This window comes from Pseudomonas sp. B33.4 (assembly GCF_034555375.1).
Lineage (GTDB): Bacteria > Pseudomonadota > Gammaproteobacteria > Pseudomonadales > Pseudomonadaceae > Aquipseudomonas.
The window spans coordinates 5599042-5623643 of record NZ_CP140706.1 but is presented as its reverse complement, the minus strand read 5'-3'; the positions used below and the strand labels follow the sequence as shown (position 1 = coordinate 5623643).

The window sequence follows — 24602 nt, the reverse complement described above, 5'->3', positions numbered from 1 at the left end:
GGCGCGCTCCGTGCGCCGGGCAGGGCAAATCAACCGACGCGGGTCGGTTGAATGTTCTAGCGTGTAGAAGCAGGTATAGCCGACGGCAACGGAGGGCATCGATGGATCTTCGTACAAAAGGTTTCACGCTGATCGAGTTGTTGGTCGCGCTTGCGATCTTCGTGATCCTGATCACTTTGGCCGTGCCTGCGTTCACCCGATCCATACAGGGCAGCAAGGCTGATACCGAGATGGGCGATCTGCAACGGGCGATCAATTTCGCCAGGCTCGAGGCCATCGACCGTGGCACCACCCTGCGCCTGCGCCCGACCGCCGGTGGCAGTGTCTGGACCGGTGAGTTATCGGTCTACGACAGTACCGGCACCCCGGCCAATGTGTTGCGGGTTGTTCCCGCGATGAGCAGCGGCGCGACTCTGACGCTACCCTCAGGAGTGACCGCACTGGATTTCAACAACCTTGGCGGTCTGGCGGCACCGTCGACGGCAGTGCTCATCAGTTACACGCTGGGAACGCAAAGCAGGACGCTGAACGTGTGTTTGAACGGACGAATTCAATTGGGTGGAACTTGCGGATGAGGGCAGGGAGTCAACACATACAGCAGGGTATGACGCTGATCGAGGTGCTGGTCGCGTTACTGATTCTGACGGTCGGGCTGTTGGGGGCGGCGGCGGTGCAACTGAATGCGCTGAAGTACACCGACAGTTCACGGATGACCAGTCAGGCCAGTTTCATCGCCTACGACATGATGGACCGCATCCGCGCCAACTCCGGCGCCGACTACACCGTCACACCGCCGACCTCGGGCAATCTGGGTGTCGCCCGCGATCAGGACCTCTACGACTTCGCCACCAACATCATCAACTTCGGTGGACCGACCGCGACTGGCAGCATCACCCTCAATCAGCGGGTCTACACCATCACCATCAACTGGAGCGACGCACGGGCAGCCAACACCGCCAGTGCTCAACGCAGTTTTGTCCTGACCAGCCGCGCTGCGGTTGATCCGGTGGCTACGCCATGACGCGCCATCAGCGGGGTTTCGGCTTGATCGAGTTGCTCATTGCCCTCGCACTGGGCTTGATCATTGTGCTGGGGGTCGTGCAGATTTTCATCGCGGCGAAAAATACCTACGTCAGCCAGAACAGCGCGGCGGCGATGCAGGAAGACGCGCGTTTTGTGCTGAGTAAAATGATTCAGGAAATTCGCATGGTCGGGATGTTCGGATGTCTCGGCACCATTACGGACTCCAGCTCGGCGGGGGATTTCAATGCGGCGCAGATAGCGCCGATCAACTGGGACAACGCCAACCTGAAACTGACGCTGGTCACCGCCGATATTGGCAGCGGCGGCGGCACGCCGACCTGGACGGTGGTTTCCGATTGCCGCAACAGCGCCACGGCGTATACGGGGTTACGAGCGGCGGCGAGCGGGCAGATTGCCTTCCCGATCCGGCGTCTGATCTACAGCTTCAGCAACAACCAGATTCTCATGGGCACCGGCAGCGGCACGCCGACCCAGCAGGTGCTTGTGAACAACGTCAGTGCTTTCAACGTCACGTTCGGTCTGGCCAGTTCCGCGACGGATGTGGCGGCCTCGACCTACAGCGCCAACCCGAGTGATCCGGCACGCATTCGCAGTGTGCGCCTGAGCCTGACTCTCACCGACCCCAACAGCCGGGTCGCCACGCAAACCTTCAACGTGGTTGCCGCTTTGCGCAACCGCTTGCAGTGAGGGCCGGGGTGATGCGGATCTTTCTTCATGACCGGCAAGCTCAACGCGGCATGGCGTTGCTGGTCAGTCTGGTGTTTCTGTTGTTGCTGACGCTGATCGGCCTGTCGTCGATGCAGAGTGCCAATCTGCAGGAAAAAATGGCCGGTAGCGTGAGTCTGCGTAATCAGTCGTTTCAAACTGCCGAGGCGGCGTTACGGGTCGGGGAGAGTGCGGTTCAGCTTGATACCTACACCTTGGCGGTGTGCAGTGGCACGACGCAATGCGCACCGCCGGCGGAATCATCGGTGGTCAGTGCAGCGGGGCTGAATTCAACTTCGGGTGTGACGTGGATCGCTTCCGGTAATGGCTTCTATGGTGTGCAGAATATTGGCACCACGCTCACGGCAGTGAACGTACCGAGTAACACTTCGGCGACGTTGTATCGGGTCACCGCCGTTGGTATCGCCGGCACTTCGCGCAGTGTGGTGGAGAGTGTCTATGCGAAGTATTGAGCGGTGTGGATCGCTGTTGCTCGGCATGTTGCTGAGCTTGTATCTGGTGTCTCCGGCCTACGCATTTACGCCGTCTGATTCGCCGCTGTTGAGTGCGGCAGCGGTGCCACCCAATGTCATGCTGCTGATCGACGACTCAGGGAGCATGAACAGCATCATTTATGCGGCTGGATTCGACCCCACGGCTGACCGCACGCCGGCGCGGCAGTGCAACGCATTGCTCGGCTTGTGTTTGAGTTCGGCGACGATCACCGGCGACACGATATTTCTGTCGAGCCTGCCAACCTCCGGGTGCTCCGGCGGTGCCTATGCGTTCTATAACAACAGCCTGGCGCCGTTGTGCCTGAAACTGCCGGATCCGGTGGGCAGCGGCAACACGCGTTATTCCGGGGATTACATCTCCTATGTGGTCGGCCTGGCCATTAACAATGGCACGCGCGATTTCACCACCGGGGCGATTCCTAACGACTACCGCATCAACGTCGCGCGCAACGTCTCCACGGCATTGGTCAGCAGTAACCGCACGTTGCGTATCGGCCTGTCGACATTCAATCCGGCTACCAGCAACAACTCCGGCAATGGCGGTTTCATTGCCCGTGCGATCAGCGATTTGTCGCCGGTGTCCGGCAGCGTGACTCAAGCTCAGGCCGACACGAATTACAACGCACTGATCTCTTCCATCAACGGCTTGAGCGCCGTGGCCAACACGCCGTTGGCGGAAACCTATTACGAAATCACCCGCTATATGCGCGGTATGGCGCCGTACTACAACACCACGCCGAGTACCTACACCAGCCCGATTCAGTACCGCTGCCAGAAAAACTATGGAGTGGTGATCACCGACGGCTTGCCGACCTTCGACCGTACTTTCCCCACCAATGACCCATTGGGCGGCAGTCGTTTGCCGAACTGGGACGGCGTCAACAACGACGGCAACAACCTGAACGGTGATGGTGAAGGGGATACGCTGTATCTGGATGACATCGCCAAGTTTGCCTTCGATATCGACATGCGTTCGACCGGTACTGACGCGGCGGGCAAGAGCTGGAACGCGGTGGATTTTCCCAAGCAGAATATGAATACCTACACCGTGGGCTTCACCGCCGATAACGACATGCTGTCGGACGCGGCCAGTTACGGACAGGGCAGGTATTACCAGGCGACTGACAGCACCGGCCTCAACGCCGCGTTGTCGTCGGCGTTGAGTGATATCACCTCCAAGGCCGGTTCCGGCGGGGCGGGCACCGTCAGTGGGACAACGACCAGCAGTGGCAGTAGTTTTTATCAGACCACTTACGATCCCAGGGACTGGCGCGGCACGATCAAATCATTCGGCTTTACCTCGACCGGAACCGTTAATACATCGACAGCACTCTGGAACACTGACACGACAATCGTGCCAGGTGCGACTGCACCGACCTATCAATCCTGGAACACCGCAAGCAATGCCGCCGTGACGCTGGCCTACGGAAATTTTTCCGCCGCACAGCAGGCCACGCTGAGTCAGGGCCTGCCCACCGGCATTACCGGGATCGACCTGGTGGAGTGGAGCAAGGGCACCAACAAAACCGGGCTCAAGTCACGTAGCGTGTTATTGGGCGACATTATCAATTCGCCATTGGTGCTGGCTTCACCTACCGATAAAACCGCCTCAGACCTGTCGGGCGATACCTCTTACACCTCCTATCTGACCACTAAAGCGGCGAACATGAATGCAAGCCTGGTGGTAAATGCCAACGACGGTTTCGTCAACGTGATCAACTCGGCCAACGGCACCCGGCGTTACGGTTATATGCCGTCGAGTGTATTGCCGTCGCTGCGGCTGATTGCCGATCCAACCTACATCAACGGTGTCAGCCACAAGTTTCTGGTCGATGGCCAGGTCGGGGTTTATGACGCGCAATTCAACAGCGCTTGGAAAACCTTGGCCATCGGCGGTACCGGCGCCGGCGGTAAGACGTTCTATGCGCTGCAACTGTTCGACGCTTCGGCTGGCAACGTAATGCGTGCGCTGTGGGAAGTGAGTGGACCAACGACCGCGAACACCGCTAATGTTTTCAATGATCTAGGTTATGCCTACGCCCGGCCGGAAGTGGCACGCTTGGCCGATGGTCGCTGGGCGGCGTTCATTTCCAACGGTTACGGCAGCAACTCCGGTGTGGCGGCGTTGTACGTGCTGGATGTACGCGATGGTTCGTTGATCAAGAAAATCGTAATCGACAGTTCGGAAACCACTAACGGTCTGTCGTCGGTGAAGCTCAAGGTCAATTCGCAAAATGTGGTGCAGGCTGCCTATGGCGGTGACTTGAGAGGGCGATTGTGGAAGTTCGACCTGAGTGCTAGTGCGCCTGACAGCTGGGGCGTGGCGTTTTCCGGCAAACCGCTGTTCACCACGGCAGGCGGCGCGAGTCAGCCGATCACCGCGCAACCATTGCTTGCGGACAATTCATTGGGCGGCAAACAGATTTTCGTCGGTACCGGTAAATTCAACGAAACTGCAGACAAGACCAACAAGGATTTGCAGGCGTTTTACTCGGTGTGGGATGCCGATGGGGGTTCGGGACAGCTCACCGTCAGCAGTTTGCAGCCGCAGGCGATAACCGGTTCATTTTCCGGCAGCTCCGGGCAATTGCTGACCACAACTCAAAATGACACGACTTATCCGGGGGAGAAGGGCTGGTATCTGCCGCTGGTGTATAACAACGTGCTGACTGGCGAGCGGGTCATTAATCAGGCGAGTATCGTGCTGGGTCGTATCGTCTTCACCACGGCGAGTGTCGATACCACTGACCCTTGTGCGAGTTTTGGTACAGGCAAACTGGTCGAACTCGATGCGTTCAGCGGTAAGATGCTCAACTACGCCGTGATTGACTCCAATACCGATGGAGTAGTCAACAGCTCCGACACTATTTCCAGCGGTGTGATTTTTACCGGGGGCATTCCGACCCTGAACGCCATTATCAATGCCGGCACAGGCAAGCTCACGACGGACAGCAGCGGCACCATCACGGTGGTTGTAGAAAAGGGCGGTGGCGGCAGCCGTCGTATCATGTGGCGACAAATACAGTAAGCGAGAGTTTGAGGCATGCGCAGATTCAACCGAGGTTTCACCCTCATCGAAATCATGATCGTGATTGCGATCATCGGGATCGTCATCACCATCGCCGCACCGAGCTATACCGAGTACCTGAAAAAGGGCCGTCGCGCCGAAGTGGTGTCGCTGCTTTCGGAGCAGGCGCAGAGCCTCGAGCGTTTCTACACCAAGAACAATGTCTACACCGGTATCACCGGACTCAGCACGGGCAATGATTTCTACACCCTCACCCCGACCATCGCTGACCAGACCTTTATGCTGACCGCGACCCGCAAGACCGGCACGTCCATGGCCACCGACAAGTGCGGGGATTTCACCCTGACCAACACCGGTGTCCGCAGCATGAACAACGCGACCACCGGGCTGACCACCAAGGATTGCTGGGGCCGCTGAGGCGCTTTCTTTTCGAGTGCCTTTTGCGCTCACTGTCTTTTTTACGGTTGGAACAAACATGACCAGGCAACAGCAAGTGGTGATTGTCGGTGGCGGGGTGATTGGCCTGCTGACCGCCTACAATCTCGCCTCCGAAGTGCGCAGCGTGGTGCTGCTCGATCGCTCGAACCTCGGCCAGGAATCGTCCTGGGCGGGCGGCGGTATCGTTTCGCCGCTGTATCCGTGGCGCTATAGCCCGGCAGTCACGGCGCTGGCGCACTGGTCGCAGGATTTTTATCCGCAGCTCGGCGAGCGCTTGTTCGCTGACACTGGAGTGGATCCTGAAGTGCACACCACCGGCCTGTACTGGCTCGATCTGGACGATGAAGTCGAAGCGTTGGCCTGGGCCGAGCGAGAGAATCGTCCGCTGCGGGCTGTGGATATCTCGGCGGCGCATGATGCGGTGCCGGTGCTCGGTGGCGGTTTCTCCCGGGCGATTTACATGGCGGATGTCGCCAATGTGCGCAATCCGCGTCTGGTCAAGTCGCTGAAAGCGGCGTTGCAGGCACTGCCGAACGTGACGATTCACGAACAGTGCGAGGTCAGCGGGTTCGTCCGTGAGGGCGCGCAGGTCGTCGGCGTCGAAACCTCCAACGGCGTGATCGAAGGTGATCAGGTCGTGCTGACGGCCGGTGCGTGGAGCGGTGATTTGCTCAAGACGCTGGACCTGACGCTGCCGGTCGAACCGGTCAAAGGGCAGATGATTCTCTACAAATGCGCGGCGGACTTTCTGCCGAGCATGGTTTTGGCCAGGGGGCGTTATGCGATCCCGCGTCGCGACGGCCACATTCTGATTGGCAGCACGCTGGAGCACGAAGGCTACGACAAGACGCCGACCGATGTCGCGCTGGAAAGTCTCAAGGCTTCGGCAGTGGAGTTATTGCCAGCGTTGGCCGATGCCGAAGTGGTCGGGCACTGGGCAGGGTTGCGGCCGGGGTCGCCGGAGGGCATTCCGTACATTGGTCGGGTGCCGGGGTTTGACGGGTTGTGGTTGAACTGCGGGCATTACCGCAATGGGCTGGTGCTGGCGCCGGCGTCGTGCCAGTTGTTTGCCGATGTGATGATGGGAAGGGCGCCGATTATTGATCCGGCGCCGTATGCACCGGAAGGCCGCATTTAGTCAGATATTTCTCTGGTGCCTGGCAGGCCGCTTCCGCGAGCAGGCTCGCTCCCACAGTTGATCTTTGTCGTTCACAAAATCCAATGTGGGAGCGAGCCTGCTCGCGAAGGGGGCCTTAATCCAGGCCCAGTTTCTTCAGCCGATAGCGCATCGACCTGAACGAAAGACTCAAGCGCTGCGCCGCCGCCGTGCGATTCCAGCGTGTTTCTTCCAGCGCTTGCAGAATCAGCTTTCTTTCCACGTTCTCCAGATAATCCTCAAGATTGTCGATCTGCGTCAGATCAGCAATCCCGCCCTCAGCCGCGCAATTGCCCTCGCTCAGGCGTAAATCCCCAGCCTCGATCGTCCGGTTTTCACACAAGGTGTGCGCTCGTTCGAGCACGTTCTCCAACTCCCGCACATTCCCCGGAAACCGATAGTTCTTCAGCGCTTCCAACGCCTGCGCATGCAAGCGCGCCACGGGTTGACCCGTGTCCTTGGCCAAACGCTTGAGCATATGCGCCGCCAGCACTTCAATGTCATCACGGCGCTCACGCAGCGACGGCACGCGCAGTTCGATCACGTTCAAGCGGTAATAGAGGTCTTGGCGGAATCGCTCGGCAGCCACTTCAGCATCAAGATCCTTGTGTGTCGCGCAAAGAATACGTACATCGACCACGCTTTCCTGCTGGCCACCGACACTGCGCACGGCTTTTTCCTGGATCGCCCGCAGCAGTTTTACCTGCATCGACAGCGGCAAGTCCGCCACCTCATCAAGAAACAACGTGCCGCCATGGGCCGCTTGAAACAGTCCGGGTTTGTCCTCGACGGCGCCGGTAAAACTGCCTTTGCGATGGCCAAAAAACTCGCTTTCCATCAGCTCTGACGGAATCGCCCCGCAGTTCACTGGCACAAACGGCTGGCTGGCACGCGGGCCCTGTTCGTGGATCAGTCGCGCGACCAGTTCTTTACCGCTGCCGGATTCGCCGCTGATGTACACCGGCGCCTGACTGCGAGCGAGTTTGTCGATTTGCTTGCGCAGGTTGCGCATCGGCTGTGAATCACCCAGCAGCCGTCGATCAATCGAGGTGCAAACCCCGCCCACGGCTGGCATGCGCAGGGCTGTACCGACCAGTTCGCGCAAGCGGGTGAGGTCTACCGGTTTGGTCAGAAAGTCGAAAGCACCTGCTTTCAAAGCGTTGATGGCCGTTTCCAGACTGCCGTACGCGGTGATCATCGCCACCGGCAGTTGTGGATAACTTTGCTGAATGTGCTGCACCAGTTCCAGCCCCGTACCGTCGGGCAGACGCATGTCGGTCAGGCACAAGGCGAATGTCTCGCGATGCAACAGCGCCTGGGCTTCAGCCAGATTGCGGGCACTGTAAGTGTCGAGTTTCATCCGTCCCAAGGTGATTTCCAGGAGTTCGCGGATATCCGGTTCGTCGTCGACGATAAGAATTTTTTGCCGTGGGCTCGTGTTCAACTTTGTTTCCGTCCGTGAGCAAAGGTGATGCGAAAGCAGCCGCCGCCTTGGCGTGATTGAAAGTCTAGGCGCGCTTGGTTGCTTTCGCACAGCTCACGGGACAGATAAAGCCCAAGGCCGGTGCCTTGGCTGCTGGTGGTGAAGAAGGGTTCGAACAGATGAGTCTGCTCATCGGCCGGGACGCCGGGGCCGTTGTCCTGCACTTCGAGGACCGCCAACTGGCTGTCGGGATCGCTGAACAGGGCCAGCCAGACTTCGGCCTGATCGTGCAGCAGGGCGCTGTGGCGCCAGCCATTGCGTAACAGATTGTCGAGAATTTGCGTGAGCTGGTTGGGGTCCATCAGCGTGGTGAAGTCCCCTGAATTGATCCGCAGATGAATCTGCTGGCGCTCGCTGGCCTGTTCGCGGCTTTCGGCGACGAAGTTTTCCAGCCACGGCTTGAGATCCAGCCGTTGCGGGGCACTTTGCTGGCGGCGGGACAGTTGCAGGACGTTTTCGATGACTCGGTTCATGCGCTGGGAGTGGTCTTGAATGATCTGCGTCAGACGCCGGTCGGCGCTGTCGAGTTCCTCGGACTCACCCAATAGCTGCGCAGCATGACTGATGGCGCCGAGTGGATTGCGGATTTCATGAGAGATGCCGGCGGTCAGGCGACCGAGCGCGGCGAGCTTCAGTTGCTGAGCCTGCTGGGCGATTTGCGCGAGGTCTTCGAGAAATACCAGGGTTTGCTGATTCGGGCTTTGTTCCAGCGCGATGAAGCTCGGTTGCAACTCCAGACCATTGCCGGGAATTTTCAGGCTTTGTGGGCGCAGGGTCGGATTGTTCATCCACAGTTGCAGGCGGTCGACCATAGCCGGCGAGTAATCGTCGATCAGATGGCCCTGCAAATGTGTTTGCGCGAGCAAAGTCTGGGCACTGTGGTTGGCCAATTGCACTCGACGTTCTTCATCGAGCACCAGAATTCCGGTACGCATGCGTTGCAAGATCAATGCGTTCAATGCTTCGAGGCCGACGACTTCGCTGGCGCGTTGTTCGGCCAGTGTTTCACTGACCTCCAGGCGCCGGATCAGGCCCTGCACCAGTAATGAGGCGGCAAAGCACAGGGCGCCGAGCGTGCCGGCTTGCAGGTATTCATTGGCGCTCAGGGGATGATCGAAGCTCAGCAGGACAGTCGAGCCGATGATGCCCAGCGCGCCGATGGCGGCGATCAACAGGCCGATGCGTCGGCGTAGCAAGGTGTTGCTGATCGCCACCGAGACAATCAGCAGATTGCCCAGTGCACTGCCAACGCCACCGGCAGCGAAGAACAAACCGCATAAAAGCAGGACATCGACGAGGGCCAGGCTGAACAGTTGCGCCGGCCGTCGCGTGTTCTCGAGGAATACCACCAACAGAATGTTGAGAATCAGGTACAACCAACTGCCGCCGCGCAGCAATTCGTCGTTGGCCGACGTCAGCAGGCGGTTGTCCATGTTGCTGGAGATCAGCAGCACCAGAGTGATGCCGACGCTTAAACGGTAGAGATGATAAAGGCGCAGCAGGCGCTGCGCCTGTTTGCTGTCGGCGTGGGTGGCCTCAGCGATCACTGGCACCCGGGCCTTGCTCAAGGTGAGCCTGGCTGCAATACCACTGTTGTTGCACGCTCAGTGCGCGGTCGCGCGGCAGGTGCACGCCGCAATGGGCACAACGCACCATCGGCGCGGCATCCTGCTCGCGTGATGGGCGATTGGATTGAGAGGACGCGGCAGGGGCCTTGAATTTACGCCACAGCCAGATGGCGGCGAAAATCACGACGATCCAGAACAATAAACGAAGCATGATGAGCGGCTTTTCGACTGATGATCCGGCAGTTTAGCCAAGGACCCGACAAGCGCACAGCCTATTAATGCGCGGCAATAAAAAAGGGAGATCCGCAGATCTCCCTTTCCTTTACTGCCGGTGTGATCAGTCGAACACGCCGAAAGTCATGTAGCTGAACCACGAGCGGTCGGTGTTGCTCGACTCAGGCTCTGGCTCTTCGATCACGTCGCCGTTCTCGTCTTTAGGCTTGAGCTCGTTCGGGATCGCGTCTTTCGCGTCCTGGAACTGCTTCTGCACGTCCTGATTGGCGCGGGTTTCACCCGGCGGCAGCGGTGGACGCGACTCGATCAGGCCCAAAGTGGCCTTGCTCAGGAACGAGCGGTTGTCGGCTTCGGCAACCCGTGGCACGAACTGGCCGTCTTGCAGGCTCGGATGGTTCGGGTAGTTGAGCTTCAGGGTTTCCAGGCTGGTGGCCGCCAGTTCGTCCAGGTGCAGACGCTGATAGGCTTCAGTCATCACCGCCAGGCCGTCGCCGACCGATGGGGTTTCCTGGAAGTTTTCCACCACGTAACGGCCACGGTTGGCAGCGGCTACATACGCCTGACGGGTCAGGTAGTAGTCGGCCACGTGGATTTCATAGGCTGCCAGCAGGTTGCGCAGGTAGATCATGCGCTGCTTGGCGTCCGGCGCGTAGCGGCTGTTCGGGTAGCGGCTGGTCAGCTGGGCGAACTCGTTGTACGAGTCGCGCGCGGCGCCCGGGTCACGCTTGGTCATGTCCAGCGGCAGGAAGCGCGCCAGCAGGCCGACGTCCTGGTCGAAAGAAGTCAGACCTTTCAGGTAGTACGCGTAATCCACGTTCGGGTGCTGCGGATGCAAACGAATGAAACGCTCGGCGGCGGATTTTGCAGCTTCCGGCTCGGCGTTCTTGTAGTTGGCGTAGATCAGCTCCAGCTGTGCCTGATCGGCGTAGCGACCGAACGGATAACGCGACTCCAGAGCCTTCAGCTTGGCTGTGGCGCTGGTGTAGCTGTTGTTGTCCAGGTCAGTCTGAGCCTGCTGATACAGCTCGGCTTCGCTGAGGTTTTCGTCTACGACTTCCTTCGATGAGCAAGCAGCGGTCAATGCGAGGATGGCGATCAGCAGCAGGTGTTTCACTTGCATGGCGGCTTGCGTCCCTATGACGGCCGCTGTCTTGGGCGGGGCCGTCCTGTTATGATGAGCGCCCCGTTGAAAAGCCTCGGGGCAAAAGACGCCGTATTTAACCACAAGCGCGCAGCCGAAACCAAAAGCTGTGCCGACGCACAGTCAGAGCATGTCCGATAAAATTGAACTTCGCGCAGAGGTGCCGTCCGAATTGGGCGGCCAACGCCTCGATCAAGTCGCTGCCCAACTCTTCGCTGAGCACTCTCGCTCGCGCCTTTCCGCCTGGATCAAAGAAGGTCGCCTGACTGTGGACGGGGCGGTCATCCGCCCTCGCGACATCGTGCACGGCGGTGCCATCCTTGAGCTGACTGCCGAGCAGGAAGCCCAGGGCGAGTGGATCGCCCAGGACATCGAGCTCGACATCGTCTATGAAGACGACGACATTCTGGTGATCAACAAGCCTGCGGGCCTGGTGGTGCACCCGGCTGCCGGTCACGCCGATGGCACGCTGCTCAACGCCTTGCTGCACCACGTGCCGGACATCATCAATGTCCCGCGCGCCGGTATCGTGCATCGTCTGGACAAGGACACCACCGGTTTGATGGTGGTGGCCAAGACCATTCAGGCGCAGACAAAGCTTGTTACTCAATTGCAGAGTCGCAGCGTCAGCCGCATCTATGAGTGCATCGTGATCGGTGTGGTCACCGCCGGGGGCAAGATCAACGCCCCGATCGGTCGCCACGGCCAACAGCGCCAGCGCATGGCGGTAATGGAAGGCGGCAAGCCTGCCGTCAGCCACTACCGCGTACTGGAGCGTTTCCGTTCGCACACCCACGTACGGGTGAAGCTGGAAACCGGTCGTACCCACCAGATCCGTGTGCACATGTCGCACATCAACTTCCCGTTGGTCGGCGACCCGGCTTATGGCGGTCGTTTCCGCATTCCGCCAGCGGCGAACCCGACGATGGTTGAATCGCTCAAGCATTTCCCGCGTCAGGCCCTGCACGCGCGCTTCCTTGAGCTGGATCATCCGACGACCGGTGAACGCATGAGCTGGGAATCGCCGCTGCCGGAAGATTTCGTCTGGCTGCTGACCCTGCTCAAGCAGGATCGCGAGGCATTCATCGGATGAACTGGCTGACGCCGGACTGGCCTGCGCCGGCCAGCGTCAAAGCCTGCGTCACCACCCGCGAGGGTGGCGTCAGCGAGGCGCCGTTCGACAGCCTCAATCTGGGCGATCATGTCGATGATCGTCCTGAGGCTGTGGCCGAGAACCGTCGGCGCCTGACCGATCACTTCTCTATACAACCTGCCTGGTTGCAGCAAGTGCACCGGATTGCCGTGGCGCATGCTGATCCGGGCATTGTCGCGACCGCCGATGCCAGCTGGACGGCAACGCCGGGCATTGCCTGCGCGGCGATGACGGCGGACTGCTTGCCGGCATTATTCTGCGATCGCGCCGGTACCCGCGTTGCTGCCGCTCACGCCGGTTGGCGTGGTCTGGCGGCGGGCGTGCTTGAGGCAACTCTCGACAGCCTCGATGTTTCGGCTGGAGACGTTTTGGTCTGGCTCGGCCCGGCGATTGGCCCGAAAGCCTTTGAAGTCGGCCCGGAAGTGCGCGAAGTCTTCATCAATCAATTGCCCCAAGCGGCAGAAGCCTTCGTACCGAGCGCCAATGCCGGCAAGTTCATGGCTGACATCTATCTGTTGGCACGTCTGCGTCTGGCTGAACGGGGTGTCACTGCTGTTTATGGTGGCGGTTTCTGCACCGTGACTGATCCGCGCTTCTTCTCTTATCGCCGTGCGCCTCGCACCGGTCGCTTCGCCTCCTTAGTCTGGCTCACCCGCTAAACTGTCTGATCTGCATCAACTGCCTGACGCTTGAATCTTGCAGAATCGACCGCATCTATAGCGGTATCTGGCAGGTTTCTTTATTCAGGATGGTTTTTAGGTCCGGCCTGCTCAAAAGGAAGGTGACTTATGCGAATAGACCGTTTAACCAGCAAATTACAGTTGGCCTTGTCCGATGCCCAGTCGTTGGCAGTCGGCCACGATCATCCGGCGATCGAGCCGGCGCACTTGATGCAAGCCATGCTTGAACAGCAGGGTGGTTCGATCAAACCTCTGCTGATGCAGGTGGGCTTCGACGTCAACAGCTTGCGTAAAGAGCTGACCAAAGAGCTCGACCAATTACCGAAAATCCAGAACCCCACCGGCGACGTCAACATGTCGCAGGATCTGGCGCGCCTGCTCAACCAGGCTGACCGTCTCGCTCAGCAGAAGGGCGACCAGTTCATCTCCAGCGAACTGGTGCTGCTCGCCGCGATGGACGAGAACAGCAAGCTCGGCAAGTTGCTGCTCGGCCAGGGCGTGAGCAAGAAAGCCCTGGAAAACGCGATCAACAACCTGCGTGGCGGCGAAGCGGTGAATGACGCCAACCACGAAGAGTCGCGGCAGGCGCTGGATAAATACACCGTCGACCTGACCAAGCGCGCCGAAGACGGCAAGCTCGATCCGGTGATCGGCCGTGACGACGAAATCCGTCGCACCATTCAGGTTCTGCAACGCCGCACCAAGAACAACCCGGTGCTGATCGGTGAGCCTGGTGTGGGTAAAACCGCCATCGCCGAAGGTCTGGCCCAGCGCATCATCAACGGCGAAGTGCCGGACGGCCTCAAGGGCAAACGTCTGCTCTCGCTGGACATGGGCGCGCTGATCGCCGGTGCCAAGTATCGCGGTGAGTTCGAAGAGCGCCTGAAATCGCTGCTCAACGAGCTGTCGAAACAGGAAGGACAGATCATTCTGTTCATCGACGAGCTGCACACCATGGTCGGCGCCGGTAAGGGCGAAGGCTCGATGGATGCCGGTAACATGCTCAAGCCAGCACTGGCGCGCGGTGAGTTGCACTGCGTTGGCGCGACCACGCTCAACGAGTACCGCCAATATATAGAGAAGGACGCGGCGCTCGAACGACGCTTCCAGAAAGTATTGGTGGATGAGCCGAGTGAAGAAGACACCATCGCCATCCTGCGTGGCCTTAAAGAACGTTACGAGGTTCACCACAAGGTGGCGATCACCGACGGCGCGATCATCGCGGCGGCGAAGCTGAGCCATCGCTACATCACTGACCGGCAGTTGCCGGACAAGGCCATCGACCTGATCGACGAGGCCGCCAGCCGCATCCGCATGGAAATCGATTCCAAGCCGGAAGTGCTCGATCGTCTGGAGCGTCGCCTGATTCAGTTGAAGGTGGAATCCCAGGCGCTGAAGAAAGAAAGCGATGAAGCGGCGATGAAACGTCTGGAGAAACTCCAGGAAGAAATTGTCCGTCTCGAACGTGAGTACTCCGATCTGGAAGAAATCTGGAACTCGGAAAAAGCCGAAGTGCAGGGTTCTGCGCAGATTCAGCAGAAGATCGAGCAGTCGCGTCAGGAACTGGAAGCGGCACGCCGCAAAGGCGACCTGAACCGCATGGCCGAGTTGCAGTACGGGGTGATCCCGGATCTGGAACGCAGCCTGCAAATGGTCGATCAGCACGGAAAGAGCGAAAACCAGTTGCTGCGCAGCAAGGTGACTGAGGAAGAGATCGCTGAGGTCGTGTCGAAGTGGACCGGCATCCCCGTGTCGAAAATGCTCGAAGGCGAGCGCGACAAACTGATGAAGATGGAAAGCCTGTTGCACAAACGGGTCATCGGTCAGGAAGAAGCGGTGGTCGCCGTCGCTAACGCAGTGCGGCGTTCGCGTGCAGGGTTATCCGACCCGAATCGTCCTAGCGGCTCGTTCATGTTCCTCGGCCCGACCGGTGTTGGTAAAACCGAGCTGTGCAAGGCGCTGGCCGAATTCCTCTTTGATACTGAAGAGGCGATGGTGCGGATCGACATGTCCGAGTTCATGGAGAAACACTCCGTGGCGCGTCTTATCGGTGCGCCACCTGGATACGTCGGCTACGAAGAGGGCGGTTACCTGACCGAGGCAGTGCGTCGCAAGCCGTATTCGGTGATCCTGCTGGACGAGGTCGAGAAGGCGCACCCGGATGTGTTCAACATCTTGCTGCAAGTGCTTGAGGATGGTCGCCTGACTGACAGCCATGGCCGTACGGTGGACTTCCGCAATACCGTGATCGTTATGACCTCGAACCTCGGCTCTGTGCAGATTCAGGAGCTGGTTGGTGATCGTGAGGCACAGCGCGCAGCGGTGATGGATGCGCTGACGTCGCACTTCCGTCCGGAGTTCATCAACCGGGTCGACGAAGTAGTGATCTTCGAGCCTTTGGCACGGGATCAGATCGCGGGCATTACCGAGATCCAGTTGGGGCGTCTGCGTACTCGTCTGGCTGAGCGCGAGCTGAAGCTGGAACTCAGCCCCGAAGCGATGGACAAGTTGATCGCCGTTGGTTACGACCCGGTGTATGGCGCACGTCCTTTGAAACGGGCGATTCAGCGCTGGATCGAAAACCCGCTGGCGCAGTTGATCCTTTCGGGGCACTTCATGCCTGGCGACACGGCGACCGGGGTTGTCGAGAACGACGAAATCGTTTTCAACTGAGTCCAGGCGCCAATGAAAATTGGGAGGCCCTACATCGTAGGGCCTTTTTTTTCGTTAGGCTGTTGAACTCAAAGGAAAAGGCTTGTAAAGTGCGCCCCGCAGTCAGTCGCCAAGACGGTCTCAGCTCACTGAGTTGAAATCTGAAATAAGTTGCAAATCATTAACTTGAAAGCAATTTAGGGGGTTGACAGAGGTGTTCTAGGTTGTAGAATAGCGCGCCTCAGACACACGAACGCAGCGATGCGAACGAGTGACTGGAAGCAACAAGTTTCACCGTTGTAAATTGAAATATGTAGTTCCGTGATAGCTCAGTCGGTAGAGCAAATGACTGTTAATCATTGGGTCCCAGGTTCGAGTCCTGGTCACGGAGCCAATTTCAAGCCGGGGTATAGCGCAGTCCGGTAGCGCGCCTGCTTTGGGAGCAGGATGTCAGGAGTTCGAATCCCCTTACCCCGACCATTTTTGGGTCGTTAGCTCAGTTGGTAGAGCAGTTGGCTTTTAACCAATTGGTCGTAGGTTCGAATCCCACACGACCCACCATTTTTGAAACCAGTTAACGCTGGGATCGAATCTTAAGATCAGAGGCCAAAAGCGCTGATCGAAGAAGGCGATCTTTGAAAGGTCGCCTTTTTTTTACCGGGGTATAGCGCAGTCCGGTAGCGCGCCTGCTTTGGGAGCAGGATGTCAGGAGTTCGAATCCCCTTACCCCGACCATATTAAAAATCCTCGTATCGAAAGATACGGGGATTTTTTTTGTCCTTCGAAAAGACAATACCCTTCAAGTCATCGTACAACTGGCCGATAGCCCGCTAACACGAGGGGACTGCCATGGCTTCGCCCCTTGAATCTGGCCAATACAAGAATAAGGGCGTTCGTCATGTTACTTCGTCAGTTGAATATTGCTCCCCGGGCGGCCCTGGGGTTCGCCCTGATCGCGGTGTTGGTGGCCTTGCTCGGTGTGTTTGCGCTCGGGCAGATGTCGAGTATTCGCGACAGTGAAGTCGCGGTGGAAAACCAGTGGCTGCCGAGCATTCGTGGCGGCGACGAGATTCGCGAGATCATGCTGCGCATCCGCACCATCTCGCTGCGCATGGCGCTGGATCAGGATCCGGCCAACATTGCGACTTACCGCAGCCAGATGGACACCCGCGACAAAGAGCTGAGCGAGAAAATCGCCGCTTACGACAAACTGGTCAACACTCCAGAAGGCCAGCAGCTATACGACCAGTTCAAGAAAACCTTCGCTGCCTATCGCAGTGGCATCGCTCAATCCTTCGCCCTTGCTGAGCAAGGCAAGCGTGATGAGCTGACCAGGTTGTTGTTGGTCGATATGAAAACCGTGGTCGATGGTTCCGGCAAGCAACTCAATGATCTGGCGGACCTGTTCGCCAAACAGGTCGCCGCCGAAAGCCAGAAGTCCGCTGCGCACTACGAAAATTCGCGCACGATTGTCAGCTTGTTCATTGCCTTGGCTGCGCTGGCCACGGTGGCACTGGCGATGATGCTCACGCGCAGTATCGTTCGTCCGCTGAGCAGCGCTGTCAGCGCAGCAGAAAGTGTGGCGCAGGGTGATCTGACCCGGCCGATCGAAACCCATGGCAACGATGAAGTCAGTCGCTTGCTCAAAGCCTTGGCAACCATGCAACAGAACCTGCGTGAGACGCTGCAAGGCATCAGCGGCTCGGCCACGCAACTAGCGACGGCTGCCGATGAACTCAATGCGGTGACGCTCGACAGCACACAGGGGCTGCAACAACAGAACAACGAAATCGAACAAGCCGCGACGGCCGTCAACCAGATGACCGCAGCGGTGGAAGAGGTCGCACGCAATGCCGTGTCGACGTCTGACGCGACTCGCCAGTCCAGCGAGTCGGCGCATCTGGGCCAGATGCGCGTCAGTGAGACCGCCACGGCCATCAATGCCTTGGCCAGCGATGTGCAACAGACCGGTGAGTTGGTGCAATCACTGGCCAACCAGTCGCAGGACATTGGCAAAGTGCTGGACGTGATCCGGGCGATTGCCGAGCAGACCAATCTGCTGGCGCTCAACGCGGCGATCGAAGCAGCGCGGGCCGGTGAGAGCGGGCGAGGGTTTGCCGTGGTCGCTGATGAAGTACGGGCGCTGGCCTATCGCACGCAGCAATCGACGCAGGAGATCGAGCAGATGGTTCAGGGCATGCGCAGCGGTTCGAGCCTGGCGCTGGATTCGATGCAGGCCAGTACGGCGCGGGCGACGACCACGCTGGCGCTGGCCGAGCGCGCCGGCGAAGCGCTGGAAACCATTACCGCCTCGGTCCATCAGATCCATGAGCGCAATCTGGTGATCGCCAGTGCCGCCGAAGAGCAGGCGCAAGTAGCCCGCGAAGTGGACCGCAACCTGGTGAACATTCGTGATTTGTCGGTACGCTCGGCCGCCGGCGCCGACCAGACCAGTGCCTCCAGCCATGAGTTGTCGCAACTGGCCAACGCCCTGCAGGGCATGGTCCGGCGCTTCCAGTTATAAACGGACAGACGTGAAAAAGCCGCGTTTCTGCGAAGAGAAGCGCGGCTTGGTTTTTTCTGCTGATCAGGCGCCGTCTTGATCTTTCAGGTGTTCGAACAGGCCTTTTGGCATCTTCTTGCCGTTGGCTTCAAAGTTGGCCTTCACGTTGTTGTAGGCCTCTTGCTCGTCAATGAAACCGTCATGGTTGGTGTCGATCTTGTCGAAATCGGACTTCGGCGCGACTTTGAGGAATTCGGCGCGGGAGACCTTGCCGTCACCATCGCTGTCAGTCTTGGCCATCGAAGCATCGCCACATTTGCCTTCACCGCATTTGCCTTCCGGTGCTTTCACCGAGGTTTCCGCCGAAGCGACCATGTAGCCCTGCGCCAGTGGTTGAGCGGCAAACACCGAACCTGACAACATCAGGCCGCCCGCCAGCGCGGCGCCGATCAGGCCAATGGATTTTTTACCGAGGGTCGAAGTACCGGACATTTACATTCTCCTGGGCTGCGCTGTGCAACCACATGTTAAGGACGATTGCCTGAGCAGGTGTTGCTCGGGTGTGGCCATTAAGCGGTGACGGTGTATCGCGACTGTGTCGCGCAGCGGGGGAGTTTGTAAGCGAAGGGCGATAAGGAGGGCGCAGATACACTACGAGACAGAATCACAGATCAAATGTAGGAGTGAGCCTGCTCGCGATAGCGGTGTGTCATTCAACAATGATGTCGACTGACACACCGCTATCGCGAGCAGGCTCACTCCTACAGGTTTTTACATCAATGCAGCTTCAGGCGCGGCTCGGTGCCACGGCCAATCTTGCTGCCCAGCATCAACATCGCCGTGCGGAACGGCCCGTACAGCGCCATCTGGTGCATGCGGTACAGCGACACGTAAAACATCCGCGCCAGCCAGCCTTCGAGCATCACGCTGCCGGTCAGGTTGCCCATCAAGTTACCCACAGCCGAAAAGCGCGACAGCGAAATCAGCGAGCCATAGTCGGTGTACTTGTACTCCGGCAGAGTCTTGCCTTCGATGCGCAGCTTCAGCGACTTGGCCAGCAACGAAGCCTGCTGGTGCGCGGCTTGCGCCCGTGGCGGCACGTTGCGATCGGTGCCCGGTTGTGGGCAGGCCGCGCAATCGCCGAAGGCGAAAATGTTTTCATCGCGCGTGGTTTGCAGGGTCGGCAACACTTGCAGTTGATTGATGCGGTTGGTTTCCAGGCCGTCGATGTCCTTGAGGAAACCCGGTGCGCGAATGCCCGCTGCCCAGACTTTCAGGCTGGCCTTGATCTCGTTGCCGTCGGCAGTGATCAGGCTGTCGGCGGTCACTTCGCTGACCGAAGCGTTGGTCATCACATTGACCCCGAGTTTTTCCAGCGTCTTGTGTACCGGCCCGCTGATGCGTTCCGGCAGGGCTGGCAATACTCGAGGCCCGGCTTCGATAAGGGTGATGTGCATGTTTTCCGGTTTGATCCGGTCCAGGCCATAAGCCGCCAACTCATGGGCAGCGTTGTGCAGTTCAGCCGCCAGTTCAACGCCCGTCGCACCGGCACCGACGATCGCCACGCTGATCTGCTCGACCACATCGGTTTGCCCGGCGTGAGCACGTAGATAGTGGTTGAGCAGTTGCTGGTGGAAGCGCTCGGCCTGTTTGCGGGTGTCGAGGAACAGGCAGTGTTGCGCCGCGCCCTGAGTACCGAAATCATTGGTGGTGCTGCCGACGCTGATGACCAGCGAGTCGTATTGCACTTCCCGTGCTGGTACCAGCTCGACGCCGTTTTCGTCGTAAGTCGCGGCCAGCTGGATTTTCTTCTGCGCGCGATCAAGCCCGCTCATGCGCCCCAGCTGGAACTCGAAGTGGTTCCATTTCGCTTGGGCAACATAATTGAGTTCGTCTTCGGAGGAGTTCAGCGATCCGGCGGCCACTTCGTGCAGCAGTGGTTTCCAGATGTGCGTCAGATTGGCGTCGACCAGCATCACACTGGCCGTGCCACGCTTGCCCAGAGTCTTACCCAGACGGGTAGCCAACTCCAGACCGCCGGCGCCGCCGCCGACAATAACAATACGATGGGACATGGGGATAACTCGCAAGGTTTTTAAAGGAAATCTTTGTCGTCATTACCCAAGCGAGCGCCAGGCTGCTCATAGCGTCAGGTAACTGATAAATCGGCTCAACAAGCCCAGACCAATGGTCACTGCCAGCACCAGCACGAGGAGCATCCACGGCCGGAATGGCCGGCGCTCGACTCGGTGTTGGGACAGTTGCAGGTACTCTTCGACATGTTTCTGGTCTTCGGGGTTCAGGCGGCTGGTCATATTTGCCTCGTCAGGTAGACGTTGCTGAATGGGCAGAAGCTACAGCGGTTTTTATCCGGGGTTGAACGCAGCATAGCCGCTGTCCGGAACCGGTTCGACGCTCACGCTATCTTCGAGGCGGATGATCCCGCTTTGTAACACCCGCGCGGTAATTCCGCCATGCCCGCGCACGGCTTGAAACGTGCCAGGGCCGAGGTTGTTCTGCAGGCGTGCGCAGGGTTGGCACCAGCCCGTGGTTTCGAATATTGCCTGACCGATGCGAAAGCGCCGACCCTTGAGGCTAAACAAATTGATACCGCTGATAACGAGATTGCGCCTCAGGTCTTCAGGCCTGATGGGTTGATCGTCGGGGCGGCCCATCAATGCGCTGATCACCGCCAGATGCTCCCATTGAATCAGCGTTACCTGCCGCGCGTTGCGTACACCGGGGCGGGCGTGGTCGCCGGTCAGGCCTGCTTCCAGGCGCGCTTCCACCGCATCGAGTTCGATCATCGGCCCGCGGGATTCGGGGCGCACGCCGATCCAGCGTACACGGCCGGTTTGCGGTACATCGGCGATCAATTGCTGCAGTGGCGTCACAGGCTGATCCCGACATCGAAGACGATGCTGCGGCCGAGGTTGCTGCGCAGAAAATCCGGCGCATCCGGGTGGGCGAACAGCACACGGGCGAAAGTCGGGCCGACCAGCGACAGCGAGCGCCAGCCTTGGCGCAGGTATTCAGTAGGCGGAGGGAAATGGCTGTTCAGGTCCAACACCTCACGTTTAAGACTGGCGAAGGCAATGATGTCCAGTTCGCCGAGATCCATGCCGCGTTCCTTGTAGTTGTGCGCTTTTTTGCGCAGGGTCGGTGCCAGTCGCATCAGGAATTCGTTGGCCGGGATTCGTTTGGGCTTGGCCTCGCGGCGGACCAGTTGGCTGAGGGAAAAGGCACTGCGCCGCCGCTGCAACTCATCGCGCCATTCGTCGTTGAGCCGGCGGCCCTCGTCGAGCACGAAGAACACCTCGAAATTGGCATCACGAAACAAAACGTCCGGCGGTTCGCCAGCGGGCGCGAATTCGTCGGCGCGGTAGGGAATGTTCAGGCCTTGCAGCAGGCGCTGACAGACCCAACGCTCACGCTCCCATTTGCGGGCATTGGACAGAAAGGCGTTGGCCTGCTCGGCCGCGATGGTCAGCAGGCGTAAATAATCTGAGTCATCCATAGGCCCAAGCTTAGCGTTCAAATGCGACAAACAGATAGCTTTGCATCAGCTGATGCGTTGCGGGCGGCGGTGTAGACTGCCGCAAAGGACGTAAAGCCATGGATAAAGTGAGGGAATGATGATCGGTGCCGAACTGTTGTCCTCGACGAGCCTGACGCTCGGCTGGCTGATTTATGTGCCGGTGCTGCTCTGGGCGATTGCGCGCGCGCCGTGGGTCGAGTTGTTCAGCGACAGCCGACGTCAGCATCTGTTGTTCGGCACGGTGTTCGCGTTGTTTCTGTTGTGGCTGGTGCGCAGGGATTTCGACACGGGTGTGTCTTATCACTTCATCGGCATGACGGCGGTAACGTTGCTGCTGGACTGGCCGCTGGCAATTGTCGGAGGCCTGGTCGCACAGATCGGCCTTGTGCTCTTGGGTCGTCAGGATCTGTTGGCGGTCGGGGTCAATGGCTCGCTGCTGATCCTGTTACCGGTGTTGATCACTGAATGCGTGGCGATCCTCGTCGAGCGCGCACAGCCACGTAATCCGTTCGTGTACATCTTCTGCTCCGGATTCTTCGCTGCGGCGTTGTCCGCGCTGTTATGTCTGATCCTGAGCCTGACGCTGCTGTGGTACGACGGTCTCTTCGCCATGCCGGAGTGGCTGGAAGACTTCATCGGTTATCTGTGGCTGCTGCTGTTTCCCGAGGCGTTCATCAACGGCATGGTCGTCAGTGCGCTGGTGGTGTTCTGCCCGGAATGGCTGGAGACGTTCAACCGCACGCGCTACCTTGCGGCGCCGTGGAAGGACGACGATCCCAAATCTTGATCCATATCAAATCCGCCATGCGCGGGAAATTTCATGCTCGCGCAAATCCCTTCAGGAGCGGCGACATGAGTGTGTACGAGTGGGCAAGGCAGGAGACCCGGCAGAGTCTGGACATGGCGCAGGAAGTGGGCTTCGACCCGGGCTTGAGTTTGCGCGCCTTGCTCAGTGCAGTGGTGCAGCAGAGCAAGGCTGTGCGCAACGCCGAAGACCTGGCCGACGAGTTGCGTTTTCTCGCGGAAAATCTCGACGACGAACAGGACTACGGCTTTATGCGGCCCTGATCAGGATCAGTGGCGCGGATCGAAATCACCGGAAAACAGTTCGTCCTCGGCATCCGGTGCGACCGGAATTTTGTGTTCTTCCGACGCCCAGGCGCCGAGGTCGATCAGTTTGCAGCGATCGGAACAGAACGGACGAAATTTGTTCTCGGGGGTAAATTCCACGGGGGCGCCGCAGGTTGGGCATTCTACGGTTGGGATCTGGCTCATGCTTGGCCTCCGGATAAAGTCAGGTAAAAGTGATGCAGACGCTCGACCTCGCTGTGCAACCAGGCGAGGTCGCGGTCGTTGACCACCACGTCGTCGGCACGGCTCACACGGTCTTCGCGGCTCGACTGCGCCTTGAGGATCGCCTGAACCTGGTGCTCGCTGGTCTGGTCACGCTGCAAGGTACGTTCGATCTGCAATTGTTGCGGGGCGTCGATCACCAGGATGCGCTGGGTCATCGCGTATTGCCCGGATTCGATCAACAGCGGCGAAACCAGTATCGCGTAAGGCGATTTTGCCAGCGCCAGGTGATGAGCGATTTCCTCGGCGATCAACGGATGCAGCAGGGCTTCGAGCCAGCGGCGTTCTTCTGGAATCTCGAAGATCAGTTTGCGCAGGGCTGCACGATCCAGTGTGCCGTCAGCTTGTAACACGCCGGGGCCGAAATGCTCGGCAATCTTTGCCAGCGCCGGCCGGCCCGGCTCGACCACCCAACGCGCCGCGTGATCGGCATCCACGACATGAATGCCGAGGTCGATGAAGTGCTGGGCCGCCGCGCTTTTGCCGCTGCCGATGCCGCCGGTGAGGCCGAGAATCCAGGGTTTTTCCACAGGGGTATTCATTTCAAACCGACAAACTGCCAATAGAAGTCGGTTATTTGACCACCCCAGAGCAAGGCAATCCAGCCGGCAATTGCCAGATAGGGGCCGAAGGGAATGGGAGTCGATGTTTTCTCATTACGCAAGCGGAGCAAAATCACCCCGACTATGGCGCCCACCAGCGATGACAGCAGGATGGTCAGCGGCAAAATCTGCCAGCCACCCCACGCGCCAAGCAGCGCCAACAGTTTGAAATCACCGTGGCCGATGCCGTCCTTGCCGGTCAGCAATTTGAACAGCCAGAACACTGACCACAGCGCCAGGTAACCGGCTACCGCGCCCCACAGCGCATCGTGCAACGATACGAACAGGCCGAAACTGTTGACGATCAACCCCAGCCACAGCAGCGGCAGCACCAGCACATCAGGGAGCAATTGATGTTCGGTGTCGATCAGGCTCATCGCCAGCAACCCCCAGGTGAGGACAATCAGCAGGCACGCCGGCCAGCCAGACCCGAGATGCCAGGCGATGAATGCCGAGAGCAAGCCACAGGCCAGCTCGGTCAGCGGATAACGTTTGCTGATGGGGGCAGCACATGCAGAACAACGCCCGCGCAGGCACAGATAGCTGAGCAGCGGAATGTTTTCCCACGGGCGGATCCGATGGGCGCAATGTGGGCATTCGGAGTGCGGCAACATCAGGTTGTAGGTCGGTTGCGGCGCATCGCCGGGCAAGCCGAGCACATCGTGGGCCTGCTGGCGCCAGTCGCGCTCAAGCATTTTCGGCAGACGCCAGATCAGGACGTTGAGGAAGCTGCCGACCACCAGGCCGAGCAACAGGGCAGTGAAGACAAAGGCCAGCGGGTACAGGGCAAACAGTTCGTCGATAGGCAT

At 59.1% G+C, this 24602-nt stretch carries 25 protein-coding genes, 4 tRNA genes and 1 pseudogene; 18 read left to right on the top strand and 12 right to left on the bottom strand.

The genetic code is table 11. The annotated features are described in order from the left end of the window. Positions 1–101 precede the first annotated feature (101 nt). Genes U6037_RS24845 through thiO form a run of 7 tightly spaced genes read left to right on the top strand, consistent with a single transcriptional unit; the run spans position 102 to position 6868 of the window. A complete protein-coding gene (locus tag U6037_RS24845; protein ID WP_322844856.1) occupies positions 102–575 on the top strand; it encodes a GspH/FimT family pseudopilin in 474 nt (157 codons plus the stop codon). Then, positions 572–1021, top strand: coding sequence for a type IV pilus modification protein PilV (gene pilV / locus U6037_RS24840; protein ID WP_322844855.1), 450 nt, complete (start codon positions 572–574; stop codon positions 1019–1021). The genes U6037_RS24845 and pilV overlap by 4 nt, the downstream gene beginning before the upstream one ends. Continuing rightward, positions 1018–1731, top strand: a complete 714-nt coding sequence (locus U6037_RS24835; protein WP_064118723.1) for a PilW family protein — start codon at positions 1018–1020, stop codon at positions 1729–1731. The genes pilV and U6037_RS24835 overlap by 4 nt, the downstream gene beginning before the upstream one ends. Positions 1732–1742: 11 nt before the next feature. Then, on the top strand, positions 1743–2222 hold the full coding sequence (locus U6037_RS24830) for a pilus assembly PilX family protein (protein WP_322844854.1): 480 nt from the start codon (positions 1743–1745) through the stop codon (positions 2220–2222). Further along, complete coding sequence (locus U6037_RS24825) at positions 2209–5292, top strand: pilus assembly protein (RefSeq protein ID WP_322844853.1); 3084 nt, start codon at positions 2209–2211, stop codon at positions 5290–5292. Before U6037_RS24830 ends, U6037_RS24825 begins: the two co-directional genes overlap by 14 nt. Positions 5293–5307: 15 nt before the next feature. After that, positions 5308–5709, top strand: a complete 402-nt coding sequence (locus U6037_RS24820) for a type IV pilin protein (RefSeq protein ID WP_322844852.1) — start codon at positions 5308–5310, stop codon at positions 5707–5709. Between the two features lie 58 nt (positions 5710–5767). Continuing rightward, entirely contained in the window at positions 5768–6868 is a 1101-nt protein-coding gene (thiO, locus tag U6037_RS24815; protein WP_322844851.1) for a glycine oxidase ThiO, read from the top strand. Positions 6869–6983: 115 nt separating this feature from the next. Here the strand turns inward: thiO and U6037_RS24810 are convergent, their stop codons facing one another. The 4 genes from U6037_RS24810 to U6037_RS24795 all read right to left on the bottom strand — a co-directional run bounded on the left by U6037_RS24810 (position 6984) and on the right by U6037_RS24795 (position 11291). Further along, positions 6984–8330, bottom strand: coding sequence for a sigma-54 dependent transcriptional regulator (locus U6037_RS24810; RefSeq protein ID WP_322844850.1), 1347 nt, complete (start codon positions 8328–8330; stop codon positions 6984–6986). Beyond that, positions 8327–9916, bottom strand: coding sequence for an ATP-binding protein (locus U6037_RS24805; protein ID WP_322847362.1), 1590 nt, complete (start codon positions 9914–9916; stop codon positions 8327–8329). Before U6037_RS24805 ends, U6037_RS24810 begins: the two co-directional genes overlap by 4 nt. After that, positions 9906–10148, bottom strand: coding sequence for a PP0621 family protein (locus U6037_RS24800; RefSeq protein ID WP_160059470.1), 243 nt, complete (start codon positions 10146–10148; stop codon positions 9906–9908). Before U6037_RS24800 ends, U6037_RS24805 begins: the two co-directional genes overlap by 11 nt. Positions 10149–10274: 126 nt before the next feature. After that, positions 10275–11291 (bottom strand): outer membrane protein assembly factor BamD, encoded by a 1017-nt coding sequence (locus U6037_RS24795; RefSeq protein ID WP_007909854.1) that lies wholly within the window; start codon positions 11289–11291, stop codon positions 10275–10277. Between the two features lie 151 nt (positions 11292–11442). Between U6037_RS24795 and rluD the strand changes: the two genes are divergently transcribed. The 9 genes and pseudogenes from rluD to U6037_RS29580 all read left to right on the top strand — a co-directional run bounded on the left by rluD (position 11443) and on the right by U6037_RS29580 (position 18321). After that, positions 11443–12405: a 23S rRNA pseudouridine(1911/1915/1917) synthase RluD gene (gene rluD / locus U6037_RS24790; protein WP_034153865.1), complete on the top strand. Its 963-nt coding sequence runs from the start codon at positions 11443–11445 to the stop codon at positions 12403–12405. Beyond that, entirely contained in the window at positions 12402–13124 is a 723-nt protein-coding gene (gene pgeF, locus U6037_RS24785; RefSeq protein WP_322844849.1) for a peptidoglycan editing factor PgeF, read from the top strand. Before rluD ends, pgeF begins: the two co-directional genes overlap by 4 nt. Positions 13125–13253: 129 nt before the next feature. Beyond that, positions 13254–15818: an ATP-dependent chaperone ClpB gene (gene clpB, locus U6037_RS24780; protein ID WP_007909871.1), complete on the top strand. Its 2565-nt coding sequence runs from the start codon at positions 13254–13256 to the stop codon at positions 15816–15818. A gap of 297 nt (positions 15819–16115) precedes the next feature. Continuing rightward, a tRNA-Asn gene (locus tag U6037_RS24775) sits at positions 16116–16191 on the top strand. 9 nt (positions 16192–16200) lie between these two features. After that, positions 16201–16277 (top strand) — tRNA-Pro (locus tag U6037_RS24770). A gap of 5 nt (positions 16278–16282) precedes the next feature. Further along, positions 16283–16358 (top strand) — tRNA-Lys (locus tag U6037_RS24765). 97 nt (positions 16359–16455) lie between these two features. Then, positions 16456–16532 (top strand) — tRNA-Pro (locus U6037_RS24760). Between the two features lie 163 nt (positions 16533–16695). Continuing rightward, positions 16696–17418: pseudogene (locus U6037_RS29585) on the top strand (MCP four helix bundle domain-containing protein); the annotation flags it as partial. A gap of 39 nt (positions 17419–17457) precedes the next feature. Then, complete coding sequence (locus tag U6037_RS29580) at positions 17458–18321, top strand: methyl-accepting chemotaxis protein (protein WP_416221732.1); 864 nt, start codon at positions 17458–17460, stop codon at positions 18319–18321. Between the two features lie 63 nt (positions 18322–18384). On the opposite strand, the gene U6037_RS24750 is transcribed toward U6037_RS29580, so the two are convergent. The 5 genes from U6037_RS24750 to U6037_RS24730 form a co-directional block, all read right to left on the bottom strand. Beyond that, complete coding sequence (locus U6037_RS24750; protein WP_277759339.1) at positions 18385–18792, bottom strand: EF-hand domain-containing protein; 408 nt, start codon at positions 18790–18792, stop codon at positions 18385–18387. 284 nt (positions 18793–19076) lie between these two features. Further along, on the bottom strand, positions 19077–20375 hold the full coding sequence (locus U6037_RS24745; RefSeq protein WP_016986237.1) for an NAD(P)/FAD-dependent oxidoreductase: 1299 nt from the start codon (positions 20373–20375) through the stop codon (positions 19077–19079). A gap of 66 nt (positions 20376–20441) precedes the next feature. Then, on the bottom strand, positions 20442–20615 hold the full coding sequence (locus tag U6037_RS24740) for a DUF3094 domain-containing protein (protein WP_007909875.1): 174 nt from the start codon (positions 20613–20615) through the stop codon (positions 20442–20444). A 51-nt stretch (positions 20616–20666) separates the two neighbouring features. Continuing rightward, positions 20667–21194 (bottom strand): MOSC domain-containing protein, encoded by a 528-nt coding sequence (locus U6037_RS24735; RefSeq protein WP_322844847.1) that lies wholly within the window; start codon positions 21192–21194, stop codon positions 20667–20669. Next, positions 21191–21817 (bottom strand): DUF1780 domain-containing protein, encoded by a 627-nt coding sequence (locus U6037_RS24730; protein ID WP_008078503.1) that lies wholly within the window; start codon positions 21815–21817, stop codon positions 21191–21193. Before U6037_RS24730 ends, U6037_RS24735 begins: the two co-directional genes overlap by 4 nt. Before the next feature lie 118 nt (positions 21818–21935). On the opposite strand from U6037_RS24730, the gene U6037_RS24725 reads away from it, so the two are divergent. Next, on the top strand, positions 21936–22625 hold the full coding sequence (locus U6037_RS24725) for an energy-coupling factor ABC transporter permease (protein WP_322844846.1): 690 nt from the start codon (positions 21936–21938) through the stop codon (positions 22623–22625). Between the two features lie 65 nt (positions 22626–22690). After that, a complete protein-coding gene (locus U6037_RS24720) occupies positions 22691–22906 on the top strand; it encodes a hypothetical protein (protein ID WP_008078491.1) in 216 nt (71 codons plus the stop codon). A 6-nt stretch (positions 22907–22912) separates the two neighbouring features. Here the strand turns inward: U6037_RS24720 and yacG are convergent, their stop codons facing one another. The 3 genes from yacG to U6037_RS24705 are packed head-to-tail and all read right to left on the bottom strand — an operon-like array spanning position 22913 to position 24602. Further along, positions 22913–23113 (bottom strand): DNA gyrase inhibitor YacG, encoded by a 201-nt coding sequence (gene yacG / locus U6037_RS24715; protein ID WP_007959585.1) that lies wholly within the window; start codon positions 23111–23113, stop codon positions 22913–22915. Further along, entirely contained in the window at positions 23110–23733 is a 624-nt protein-coding gene (gene coaE / locus U6037_RS24710; RefSeq protein WP_322844845.1) for a dephospho-CoA kinase, read from the bottom strand. The genes yacG and coaE overlap by 4 nt, the downstream gene beginning before the upstream one ends. Then, complete coding sequence (locus U6037_RS24705) at positions 23730–24602, bottom strand: A24 family peptidase (protein ID WP_322844844.1); 873 nt, start codon at positions 24600–24602, stop codon at positions 23730–23732. The genes coaE and U6037_RS24705 overlap by 4 nt, the downstream gene beginning before the upstream one ends.

Coding starts and splice junctions, on each gene's coding strand:
- coaE (WP_322844845.1), bottom strand. CDS start 23,733: ATGAATACCCCTGTGGAAAAACCCTGGATTCTCGGCCTCACCGGCGGC.
- U6037_RS24720 (WP_008078491.1), top strand. CDS start 22,691: ATGAGTGTGTACGAGTGGGCAAGGCAGGAGACCCGGCAGAGTCTGGAC.
- U6037_RS24725 (WP_322844846.1), top strand. CDS start 21,936: ATGATCGGTGCCGAACTGTTGTCCTCGACGAGCCTGACGCTCGGCTGG.
- pilV (WP_322844855.1), top strand. CDS start 572: ATGAGGGCAGGGAGTCAACACATACAGCAGGGTATGACGCTGATCGAG.
- U6037_RS24800 (WP_160059470.1), bottom strand. CDS start 10,148: ATGCTTCGTTTATTGTTCTGGATCGTCGTGATTTTCGCCGCCATCTGG.
- yacG (WP_007959585.1), bottom strand. CDS start 23,113: ATGAGCCAGATCCCAACCGTAGAATGCCCAACCTGCGGCGCCCCCGTG.
- pgeF (WP_322844849.1), top strand. CDS start 12,402: ATGAACTGGCTGACGCCGGACTGGCCTGCGCCGGCCAGCGTCAAAGCC.
- U6037_RS24745 (WP_016986237.1), bottom strand. CDS start 20,375: ATGTCCCATCGTATTGTTATTGTCGGCGGCGGCGCCGGCGGTCTGGAG.
- U6037_RS24830 (WP_322844854.1), top strand. CDS start 1,743: ATGCGGATCTTTCTTCATGACCGGCAAGCTCAACGCGGCATGGCGTTG.
- U6037_RS24750 (WP_277759339.1), bottom strand. CDS start 18,792: ATGTCCGGTACTTCGACCCTCGGTAAAAAATCCATTGGCCTGATCGGC.
- U6037_RS24740 (WP_007909875.1), bottom strand. CDS start 20,615: ATGACCAGCCGCCTGAACCCCGAAGACCAGAAACATGTCGAAGAGTAC.
- clpB (WP_007909871.1), top strand. CDS start 13,254: ATGCGAATAGACCGTTTAACCAGCAAATTACAGTTGGCCTTGTCCGAT.
- thiO (WP_322844851.1), top strand. CDS start 5,768: ATGACCAGGCAACAGCAAGTGGTGATTGTCGGTGGCGGGGTGATTGGC.
- U6037_RS24730 (WP_008078503.1), bottom strand. CDS start 21,817: ATGGATGACTCAGATTATTTACGCCTGCTGACCATCGCGGCCGAGCAG.
- U6037_RS24795 (WP_007909854.1), bottom strand. CDS start 11,291: ATGCAAGTGAAACACCTGCTGCTGATCGCCATCCTCGCATTGACCGCT.
- U6037_RS24820 (WP_322844852.1), top strand. CDS start 5,308: ATGCGCAGATTCAACCGAGGTTTCACCCTCATCGAAATCATGATCGTG.
- U6037_RS24845 (WP_322844856.1), top strand. CDS start 102: ATGGATCTTCGTACAAAAGGTTTCACGCTGATCGAGTTGTTGGTCGCG.
- U6037_RS24835 (WP_064118723.1), top strand. CDS start 1,018: ATGACGCGCCATCAGCGGGGTTTCGGCTTGATCGAGTTGCTCATTGCC.
- U6037_RS24705 (WP_322844844.1), bottom strand. CDS start 24,602: ATGCCTATCGACGAACTGTTTGCCCTGTACCCGCTGGCCTTTGTCTTC.
- rluD (WP_034153865.1), top strand. CDS start 11,443: ATGTCCGATAAAATTGAACTTCGCGCAGAGGTGCCGTCCGAATTGGGC.
- U6037_RS29580 (WP_416221732.1), top strand. CDS start 17,458: ATGCAACAGAACCTGCGTGAGACGCTGCAAGGCATCAGCGGCTCGGCC.
- U6037_RS24825 (WP_322844853.1), top strand. CDS start 2,209: ATGCGAAGTATTGAGCGGTGTGGATCGCTGTTGCTCGGCATGTTGCTG.